The sequence below is a fragment of the Pseudomonas sp. HMWF021 genome (assembly GCF_003061005.1).
In the GTDB taxonomy this organism is placed as follows: domain Bacteria; phylum Pseudomonadota; class Gammaproteobacteria; order Pseudomonadales; family Pseudomonadaceae; genus Aquipseudomonas.
On sequence record NZ_QAIK01000169.1, the window covers coordinates 3,794 to 13,432 of the forward strand.

9 protein-coding genes are annotated in these 9,639 nt (G+C 61.0%); 3 read left to right on the top strand and 6 right to left on the bottom strand.

The features are described 5' to 3' along the window. Both DBR18_RS24415 and DBR18_RS24420 read left to right on the top strand, forming a co-directional pair. A partial coding sequence (locus DBR18_RS24415) for a sodium:proton antiporter (protein ID WP_256588915.1) occupies positions 1-1,077 on the top strand: 1,077 nt, incomplete at its 5' end. A 44-nt stretch (positions 1,078-1,121) separates the two neighbouring features. Beyond that, a complete protein-coding gene (locus DBR18_RS24420; protein ID WP_108592239.1) occupies positions 1,122-1,418 on the top strand; it encodes a hypothetical protein in 297 nt (98 codons plus the stop codon). Between the two features lie 53 nt (positions 1,419-1,471). On the opposite strand, the gene DBR18_RS24425 is transcribed toward DBR18_RS24420, so the two are convergent. The 4 genes from DBR18_RS24425 to DBR18_RS24440 form a co-directional block, all read right to left on the bottom strand. Further along, entirely contained in the window at positions 1,472-2,008 is a 537-nt protein-coding gene (locus tag DBR18_RS24425; protein WP_108592240.1) for a hypothetical protein, read from the bottom strand. Positions 2,009-2,074: 66 nt separating this feature from the next. Further along, positions 2,075-3,997 carry a PAS domain-containing sensor histidine kinase gene (locus tag DBR18_RS24430; RefSeq protein WP_108592244.1) on the bottom strand — a complete coding sequence of 641 codons (1,923 nt, stop codon included), beginning with the start codon at positions 3,995-3,997 and terminating at the stop codon, positions 2,075-2,077. Between the two features lie 78 nt (positions 3,998-4,075). Further along, complete coding sequence (locus DBR18_RS24435; RefSeq protein ID WP_108592241.1) at positions 4,076-6,367, bottom strand: ATP-dependent DNA helicase; 2,292 nt, start codon at positions 6,365-6,367, stop codon at positions 4,076-4,078. Continuing rightward, a complete protein-coding gene (locus tag DBR18_RS24440; RefSeq protein ID WP_108592242.1) occupies positions 6,364-8,016 on the bottom strand; it encodes a VRR-NUC domain-containing protein in 1,653 nt (550 codons plus the stop codon). Before DBR18_RS24440 ends, DBR18_RS24435 begins: the two co-directional genes overlap by 4 nt. Positions 8,017-8,221: 205 nt before the next feature. Between DBR18_RS24440 and DBR18_RS24445 the strand changes: the two genes are divergently transcribed. After that, entirely contained in the window at positions 8,222-8,446 is a 225-nt protein-coding gene (locus DBR18_RS24445) for a YgdI/YgdR family lipoprotein (RefSeq protein WP_108592245.1), read from the top strand. A gap of 115 nt (positions 8,447-8,561) precedes the next feature. On the opposite strand, the gene DBR18_RS24450 is transcribed toward DBR18_RS24445, so the two are convergent. Then, positions 8,562-8,936 (bottom strand): hypothetical protein, encoded by a 375-nt coding sequence (locus DBR18_RS24450; protein WP_108592243.1) that lies wholly within the window; start codon positions 8,934-8,936, stop codon positions 8,562-8,564. A 256-nt stretch (positions 8,937-9,192) separates the two neighbouring features. After that, positions 9,193-9,639 (bottom strand): calcium-binding protein (locus DBR18_RS24455; RefSeq protein ID WP_371921144.1); only part of this gene is annotated, 447 nt, incomplete at its 5' end.

The following is a 9,639-nucleotide window of genomic DNA, read 5'->3' on the forward strand; positions in this document are numbered from 1 at the left end:
GGCCTGGCCGGGCCGGTGATGGTGCTGACCATCGCGGCGGTTTGCCTGTTGCTGCACTTCGTCTTGCAACTGTCGTGGGGGCCGTCGCTGTTGATCGGCGCGATGCTGGCACCGACCGACCCGGTGCTGGCCGCGCTGGTGCAGGTCAACGACGCGCGTGACGTCGACAGCGTGCGCTTTGGTCTGTCCGGTGAGGCCGGGCTCAACGACGGCATTGCCTTCCCTTTCGTCTTGCTCGGGTTATTGCTGCTCGACGGTTCCGGGCACGCCGGCGAATGGCCGGACTGGTTGTTGCGCGAGGTGCTGTGGGCGGTGCCCGCCGGTTTGCTGACCGGCTACTGGATGGGCCGCGGCATCGGCCGGATAACGCTGTCGCTGCGCATCCGCAATGACGACAGCACCCTGAGCCCGAACGACTATCTGGCGCTGGCGTTGATTGCCCTCGCCTACGTGGTGGCCGAGGCCATTGGCGGCTACGGTTTTCTGTCGGTCTTCGCCGCCGGGCTGGGCCTACGTCAGGAAGAAGTGAAATCCACCGGCGTCGAGCAGCCCCCGGCGGAGCATCTGGTGCAACCGGTGGTCGGCCACCAGAACGTCGAGCCGCAACACGCAGTGCATGGCGACACCGAACAGCTGGAGGACAGCCAGGTCGCCGCCGGCATCATGATGGGCGACATGCTGTCGTTCGGCAGTCTGGTCGAACGGGCCATGGAAGTGTTTCTGGTGACCTTGCTTGGTGTCGTGCTGATGGCGCATTGGGACTGGCGCGCACTGCTGGTCGGCGGTGTGCTGTTTTGCCTGATCCGTCCGGCGTGCGTGGTGCTGATGCCGTGGGGGAGCTTGTTGGCACTGCGCCAGCGCCTGTTGATCGGCTGGTTCGGCATACGCGGGATCGGCAGTCTGTTCTATCTGTTTTACGCCCTGAACCACGGACTCGACGGCTCGCTGGCCGCGCTGTGTACCGACCTGACGCTGTCCGTCGTGGCGCTGAGCATCCTGTTGCACGGCATCAGCACCCAGCCAATCCTGGCGCGTTACGAACAACGCAAAAAAAATGGATCTTCGCGCAACAGGTGATGGTCACAACCATAACCCTCCACCCGGATAACAAGGTCACGGTCATGAAAGAATGCTCGACTCCTGCGCAAATCAAGGCTTGCAGGGCTTTGGCCCTGGAACGCAATCGTCAATTGTTCGAAGAGGCTCACACCCTCAACCGAGCGGCTTACGAGCTGCTGGAAGCGGACAATCTGGACATCGAGCAGTTTGAGCGCTATCGAGCGTTGCGCCGCAAAGCCGATGCGAAGTTCGAAGAAGCCATCGATCACCTGTGTGTCCTCAACGAGGATTTCCCGCCGATTCCGATGTCGTCACATCATTCGCAGGAATTGCGTCGGCAGCTTGAAACCGTCGAATGACTGCACAGAAAAAAGCCCGGCTGCGAAGTCCGGGCTTTTTCTTTGGGTGGCGCTCAGCCCCCCGGGTTGGTCACCTGAATGAACACGGCATAGGCCCCCAGCAGGATCCAGAACGTGGCGAAGATCCAGGGCGTGCGCACCGAAAACAACAACGACTTGCGATAGCCCTTGTGGCTCGACTCCATCTCGCTGAACAGCGGTGATTCGTCATAGGCCATGCCCATGATCGGCTCGCTGCGCAACAGTTCGCTCTGCTTGTAATGCCAGTGGTCGATGATGTCGTACGCGGCACGAATTCCGGGCCACGCGTTGAGCGAGCTGAGCAGCCCGAGCAAGGCCAGAAACGGCGGCACCACCAGCGTGAACAGCTTGCCCCACTCGGGGTTGAGGTTGGACATGCACGAAGCAAAGGCAATCACCAGAAACGACTGCGCCGCCAGATAGGCATCGGTGCGGTTGGCCAGAATGCTGGTTTCGTACTGGATTTCCTTGCGGTAGAAATCCAGGCGTTCCTTGGGCGAGCCGAACATCTTGGCGTCATGTTCGGTCAGGTGTTCTTCAGCGGTTGGCTGGGTCAGTATGCGAGGCAAGGGGCGCACGCTCCGGGGCGGGGAAACCTTTTAGAAGGCCCCCGCCGCGGACAAGTTCAGGCGGATTCACTTCATCGACCGGGCAATGATTTCCACCAGGTTGAGTTGGGTGAACGGCTTGGGCAGGCGCGGCAGTTTTTCGGCAAAACCTTCCAGACGCTCGGCGTAACCGGTGGCGAGGATGATTGGCAGATCCGGCTTGAGCAAACGTACGGCATGGGCCAGTTGTGCGCCGCTCATTTGCGGCATGGCCATGTCGGTGATCATCAGATCGATGACTTCTCCCTGATCGAACAGCGCCAGCGCCTTCTCGCCGGATGTCGCGCTGATGACACGGTGCCCGAGGTCTTCGAGCAGCAGCGTGGTGCTGGTCAACACCAGTGAGTCGTCATCCACCACCAGCACGCTGAGCCGCGGCACTGTCGCAGGTTCCGGGTGTGGATGCACCAATGGCATTTTCACGCTGCCGGCCGCCACCGGAAGCCAGAGTTCCGCTGCGGTGCCATGCCCTTTCTCGCTCTTGAGAACGAACCGGCCGCCAAGCTGCTCGATGAAGCCGTGCACCATCGACAACCCCAGCCCGGTGCCCTTGCCCAGGCCTTTGGTGGTGAAAAAAGGATCCCTGGCCGACGCCAGCGTCAGCGGGTCCATGCCTTCACCGCTGTCGACCAGACTCAGGCAGACATACCGCCCGGCCTTCATCGATGAATGGCTTTCTTCGAGAACCACCTCCGGCCGCGCACTGATCACCACGCTGCCGCCCTCGGGCATGGCGTCGCGGGCATTGGTGGCCAGATTGAGCACCGCCAGTTCCAGTTGATTGGTGTCGGCCAGTACCGGTTCCAGACCTTCGGGCAGCGCTGTTTCGATCCAGATCCCCGGCCCCAGCGAACTGCGCAGCAGGCCGGTGATGCCCTGCACCAACCGGGTGACATCGACCGGTTCGGTCTTGAGCTCCTGGCGCCGGGCAAAGGCCAGCATGCGCTGGGTCAGCGACACCCCGCGCAATGCCCCTTGAGTGGCGTTTTCCAGCAGGCGGCTGACTTTCGGGTCATCACCCAGCCGTTTGCGCACAATTTCCAGGTTGCCGAGGATCACCGTCAGCAGGTTGTTGAAGTCATGGGCGATGCCACCGCTCAGTTGCCCGATGGCCTGCATCTTCTGCGCCTGAAACAACGCTTCGCGGGTCTTTTCCAGAGCCAGTTGCGATTGATGAGCCTGCGTCACATCGCGGGTGATTTTCGCAAAACCCAGCAACGTCCCGGTGTCACCCCGAATGGCATCGACCACCACGTGGGCGAGAAACCGGCTGCCATCCTTGCGCACCCGCCAGCTCCGGTTTTCAAATCGACCTTCCCGGGCCGCGATCTCCAGTGCCCGTTGCGGTTCTCCATGTTCCCGGTCTTCGGGGGTGTAGAAAATCGAAAAATGCTCGCCGATGATTTCTTCCGGCAGATAACCCTTGATCCGCTGCGCCCCCTGGTTCCAGTTCGACACCCGGCCTTCAGGGCTGATCATGTAAATGGCGTAGTCGGTCACGCCCTGCACCAGCATGCGGAACTGCTGCTCGCTTTGCTTGAGGGTTTCTTCGGCCATCTTGCGATCGGTCAGGTCGCGGGTGATCTTGGCAAAGCCCAGCAGCGTGCCGTCCGGGTCGATGATCGGATCGATCACCACGTGGCACCAGAAGTGCGTACCGTCCTTGCGCACCCGCCAGCCCTCGCCTTCGAAGCGCCCTTCGCGGATGGCCGTGTCCAGCGCACGCTGGGGCAAGCCGGCGGCGCGATCCGGTTCGGTGTAGAAACGCGAGAAATGCTCGCCGAGAATCTCTTCCTTTTCGTAGCCCTTGAAGCGTTTGGCGCCAGAGTTCCAACTGGTGATGATGCCGTCCGGATCGATCATGTAAATCGCATAATCGACCACCGCATCGATCAACAACCGGAAACGCATCTCCTCGATCGCGGCGGTTTTGCTCGGGTTTTCACTCATCAGGTTCACCGCTGGTTTTCAATAGCCCAAGTATGCGGTAATCCGGCGCGTTGGGAAGGTGCAAAAACACGCTCGCTTTCACGCAGGGACCCGTGCACTCGCTGGGGAGGCGTCTGCGTCGAGCGCCCACCAGCGCGGCAACAGCTGCTGAATGCGCGGTTCGGCAAACCGGTCATCGATCAGCATCACCATGCCGCGATCCTCGCGCGTGCGGATAACCCGCCCGGCAGCCTGTACCACTTTCTGAACACCCGGATACAGATAGGTATAGTCGTAACCGGCACCAAAAATCGCTGCCATGCGGCGCTTCATCTGCTCATTGACCGGGTTCAGCTGGGCCAGACCGAGGGTCGCAATGAACGCGCCGATCAGCCGTGCCCCCGGCAGGTCGATACCCTCGCCAAACGCACCGCCCAACACGGCGAACCCGACGCCCTGGCTGTTGGGGGTGAACTGATCGAGAAACGCTTGCCGCTGCCCCTCGGCCATGCCCCGCGATTGCTGCCACAGATTGATCTGCGGATGGCGTTCGGCGAGCAGCGTCAGCACCTGTTGCAGGTAATCGAAGCTGCTGAAGAACGCCAGATAATTACCCGGGCGCTCACTGAACTGGCGGGCGATCAACTCGACGATCGGTTCCAGCGATGCCTGTCGATGATTGAAGCGTGTGGAAATGCGGCTGACGATCTGCACCTGAAGCTGTTCGGCGCTGAATGGCGATTCAACGTCGATCCACACCGTGTCCGTCGGTGTGCCAAGCAAATCGGCGTAATAGTGCCGCGGGCTCAGCGTCGCGGAAAACAACACGCTACTGCGCGCCGCTTTCAGACGCGGGCCGATGAACGCCGCCGGCACCACGTTGCGCAGGCACAGCTGCGACAGCGGCCGCTTGCGGGCGAGGTCGCGCTTGCTGATGTCGAACAGGTAATGCTCATCGAACAGCTCCGCCACCCGACCGAACTGCAGCATGTCGAAATAGAAGGTTTGCAGCGCGCTGTCGAGCCCCTGCGGATGATCGTTGAGGTAATCGCCAATCGCCGCGCTGCACAGGGAAACAGCCTGCAGCAGTTTTTCCGGGGCCTTGTCGTAGGCCTGATACGGCGCCAGTTGCGGCTGGTGCAGCGCGTTCCACTCGCGGTTGACTCGCTGCAGGGACTTTTTCAGCACTTCGGGGGCCGTCTTGCGCACGCTGGCCAGCGCGGCCTGATCAAGACTGGCGCTGTACATCGAGCGCCCGCGTTCGACCAGGTTGTGTGCTTCATCCGCCAGCACCGCGACCTTCCATTGGTTGAGCTGGGCCAGACCGAACAGCAGCGCACTGAAATCGAAGTAATAGTTGTAGTCCGCCACCACCACGTCGGCCCAGCGGGCCATTTCCTGGCTCAGGTAGTACGGGCAAACCGTGTGTTGGCGGGCGACCTCGCGCATCGCGGCCTGATCCAGCAGATTGATCCGGCTGGCCGCTTGCCGGGCAGCGGGCAGGCGATCATAGAAGCCCTGGGCCAACGGGCAGGACTCGCCGTGACAGGCTTTGTCCGGGTGTTCGCAGGCCTTGTCCCGGGCGACCATCTCCAGCACCCGCAAAGGCAGGTTTTGCGCCTGATCGAACAACACCTGACTGGCATCCAGCGCCAGTTTGCGCCCCGGGGTCTTGGCGGTCAGGAAGAACACCTTGTCCAGTTGCTGCGGCGCCAGCGCCTTGAGCAACGGGAACAGCGTGCCGAGGGTTTTGCCGATCCCGGTGGGCGCCTGGGCCATCAGGCAGCGGCCGGTGCTGACCGCTTTGAACACCGATTCGGCCAGATGCCGCTGGCCGGGCCGAAAGTCGGCGTGGGGAAAGCTCAATTGCTGCGCAGCCAGGTTTCGCGCCTGGCGATGGGCCATTTCCTGCTCGGCCCAGTCGAGAAACAACCGGCATTGCTGCTCGAAAAAAACCTGCAAGGCCTGCGCGCTGAACGCTTCGACCAGACAGGTTTCCTTCTCGCTGACAATGTCGAAATACACCAGCGCCAGATTGATCTGCGCAAGTTCAAGCTTGCGGCACATGAGCCAGCCATAGACTTTTGCCTGCGCCCAGTGCAATTGACGATGGTTGGCCGGCTGCTTGCTCAGGTCACCGCGATAGGTTTTGACTTCTTCCAGGCAGTTTTGCAGCGGGTCGTAGCCGTCCGCCCTGCCCTTGACCTTCAATTGCAGAAACTCGCCTTCCAGTGCCACTTCGCTCTGGTATTTGTCGTTGCGCCGCGAGGCCACGGTGCGATGGCCGAGCATGCCTTCGAGGGCTGTCGGCGAGGGCGTGAATCGCAGGTCGAGGTCGCCGGTCTTGGCGGTGAACTCGCACAGCGCTCGGACGGCAATGCTGTAGCTCAAGCGCTCTGCTCCGCCCATTGCACGTAACACACGGCGACCGGCATCTGGTGCTGATGGCAGAACTCCAGCCAGCGCAGCTGGTTGTCCTGCAAGCGGTCACCGGGGCCTTTGACCTCGATCATCCGGTAGGTCTTGTGCTGCGGCCAGAACTGGATCAGGTCGGGCATGCCGGCGCGGTTGGCCTTGATGTCGAGCAGCAGGCGATTGAACCAGTGCTTGAGGTGTTCGGCCGGCAGGCACGCCAGCGCCTGCTCCAGCAGTTGCTCGTTCAAGGCGCCCCAGAACACGAACGGCGACTGCACGCCCCACTTGGCGACGAAGCGCTCACGAATGGTTGCGGCGTAACGGCCATCGTCGAGTTGGTCGAGGCAGGCCTGAAACAGTTCGGCGCGGCGTTGCTGGAAGTCCTCGTTGAGCAGATCCACCGGCCCGCGTTGAAACGGATGAAAGAACGCCCCCGGCAACGGCGCAAAAATCGCCGGCCAGCACAACAGGCCGAACAGCGAGTTGATCAGGCTGTTCTCGACGTAATGCACCGGGCCGCTGTCTTCGTGCAGATGCGCCTGCACGTAGAACTCCACCGACAGCGCCGGATCAGTGCGCGGCAGTTGCAGATCGAGGCGCTCGACCGGGCGCGGCGCCGCGCGTTTGAGCGGTGGCCCGCCGAGCTTGCGTCGCAGCCTCGGGAGCATCCGTTGCAGGCTCTGCTGCTCGGCGGCGCTTTGCGGCGCCTGCTCGGCCAGCAGGGCCAGTTCCAGCGCCAGCGTGTATTCACCGCAGCGCTCCAGCACCCGGATCATCCGCTGGCGGGCACCGGGGTAGGCGCAATCGCGATAAATGCTCAATGCCTGGGCGAACGCGCCGATGCGCTCGCAATACTGTCCGATCTGAAACAGCACCTTGTCGCGACGGCGTTGCAGCCACGGGTTGTCGAACTGCAGCGCACTGACCTGTTCGACGATGATGTCCAGCGGCTCACCCGCCTCGAAGCGCTGCTGGCAGTGGTGCAGGAACAGGCAGGCGTCCACGTCTTCGCGGCTGCGCAGGCCACGGGAGTCGGCGCAGAATTCGACTTTTTCGTAGGTAAAGATGCCAAGATCCGCGAGCACGAACTCCGACCAGTCCTGATACAGGTTGCCGAAGAACATCAGGCGCAGACGGTCGCACAGGTCCATGATGGTCAGACTGAGCAAACGCTCGGCCAGCGATGGTGCCCAGGCGCAGAGGCTGCGTGGTTCGCTGAATTGCTCGGCCAGCATGGGTAGCCAGTCGTCCTTGCGACCCTTGGGCTGTTCGATAAAAGTACCGAACGCTTGCAGAAGTTCGGCCTTGAGCAACACGTCGAACACCTCGGCGATGCTCAACAACGCCTGATCGTCGAGCCAGCCGTGACTCAACAGCGGCTGGGCAGCGTCGGTAATGTCACCGATTTCCGGGTAGTTGAGTTTACCGAGGCGAAAATGCACGCCTTTGCGCATGACCATGCGCACCAGCAAACCCTGGGAGGCGCGCGGCAGGGCTTTGAACTCGCGGATAAAACCGTGCTCGGCTTCACTCATCACATCGGCATAGCGAAGTTCAAGCCAATCAAGCACTTGCCGGAAGTTGTTGAGGTAATAGAACGGGTCGTCGAGGGGGTTGGCAATCACGGGAATTCAGGGCCATGGCGTGCGGGTACTGGTTATGCGTACAGATACCAGCTCTGGCCTGTTGCGTGCAAACGGAAAAAGATCAATGGCAGCGGCAATCGGGATTTTTTCAGGGTGCCATCGAACTTTTCCCGGATGGATGGCACCAATCGCGTTAGAGACCGAATACGGTCAGTTCATATGGAATGAGGTATTTAAGGTGGGTATGAAAATCAAGACTCTGGGCATTCCCCTGGCGGTAGCCGCCCTGTTGGCATTGGGCGGTTGCTCTACGCCGACTGTGGTGACCTTGCAGAACGGCACCCAGTATTTGACCAAGGACATGCCGAAAACCAAGACCAAGGACGGGTTCTATGAGTTCGAGGATATTTCCGGAACCAAGGTGAAGGTCCGCTCTGACGAAGTCGCAACCGTACGCAAACAAGACTGACCCGCAACCTCTGTAGGAGCTGCCGAAGGCTGCGATCTTTTGATCTTGTTTTCAAAAATCAACGTCAAAAGATCGCAGCCTGCGGCAGCTCCTACAGGGGGAACGTTGGGGGCAACTACTCGAAAGCAGGCAGCCCCACAATGCTGTGATCGCAGCTGAAATACTGCTCTCCCCGCCGCGCCAGTTCGGCTTGCAGACGTCGGCAACGCTCCAGATCCTGTTGGGTCATGCGGTCGATGCTCAGGTTGCCGGTGGCTTGTACCTGTTTGTCGTCACCGCGCCGGAACGTCACAAAGGGCTGTTCGGGCTGGATCTGAAACAGGCTTTTCTCTTCGACCGGTTCGACGGCTTCGGTCTTTGCCGGTTTCGGCAGTTGATCGCTGCTGATGCCGTAACGGCTCAGAATCGAGGTTGGAGGCAGATCGGCCCATGCGTTGGCCGATAACAGCGCCAGCCCGACAATCGCGACATACCCCTTGAACCTTCTCACGTGTGCATCTCCTGTACTCGATGGCGGCTAGCTGTAGAACGTGTGTGCACGTGCTGGCTTTAGGCCGCTTTTGCTGTTTGCACAGCTTTTGAGTCAGGGTGTGGCTGTCGAGTCACTTTCAATACCGAGTAATCCTTCAATCGCGGGCAAGCCCGCTCCCACAGGTTATAGGCCGTTCACAAAGCTCGTGCACGTCGCAAAACCCTGTGGGAGCGGGCTTGCCCGCGATGGCGTCCTTACAGACGCCACTTCACCATCAGGCGATCACAATGCCGTCGCTGCTCAGGCTATTCAGCGCCACCCCAACCAATGTCACCGAATCCCCGCCAAACTTCAGCACCGTATCCTGCCCCACCGCCGTCGCATGCGCACGGAAGTCATCATTGGGCAACACACCCTGCACGCCAAGGAACACCAGTTTGTCGTTCGATGTAAAACCCACCACCCGATCCTGACCGAACGCACCGTTGAACAGGAACGTATCCGCCCCGCCCCCCGATTCCATCAGGTCGTTACCGGCGCCACCGACAAACACATCGTTGCCCGCACCACCAATCAAATGGTCATTGCCGTCCAGACCAAACAACCAGTCGCCGCCGGCGTGCGCCTTGAGTGTGTCGGCGCCGCTGGTGCCTTTGACGCTAGACTCGTACTGGGTAACGTTGTTGCCGACCTTCAAACCGCTGGCCGTGACGCTGTGGGT

Excerpts from the sequence above, each read along its gene's own strand:
- DBR18_RS24420 (WP_108592239.1), top strand. The coding sequence starts at position 1,122 with ATGAAAGAATGCTCGACTCCTGCGCAAATCAAGGCTTGCAGGGCTTTG.
- DBR18_RS24430 (WP_108592244.1), bottom strand. The coding sequence starts at position 3,997 with ATGAGTGAAAACCCGAGCAAAACCGCCGCGATCGAGGAGATGCGTTTC.
- DBR18_RS24445 (WP_108592245.1), top strand. The coding sequence starts at position 8,222 with ATGAAAATCAAGACTCTGGGCATTCCCCTGGCGGTAGCCGCCCTGTTG.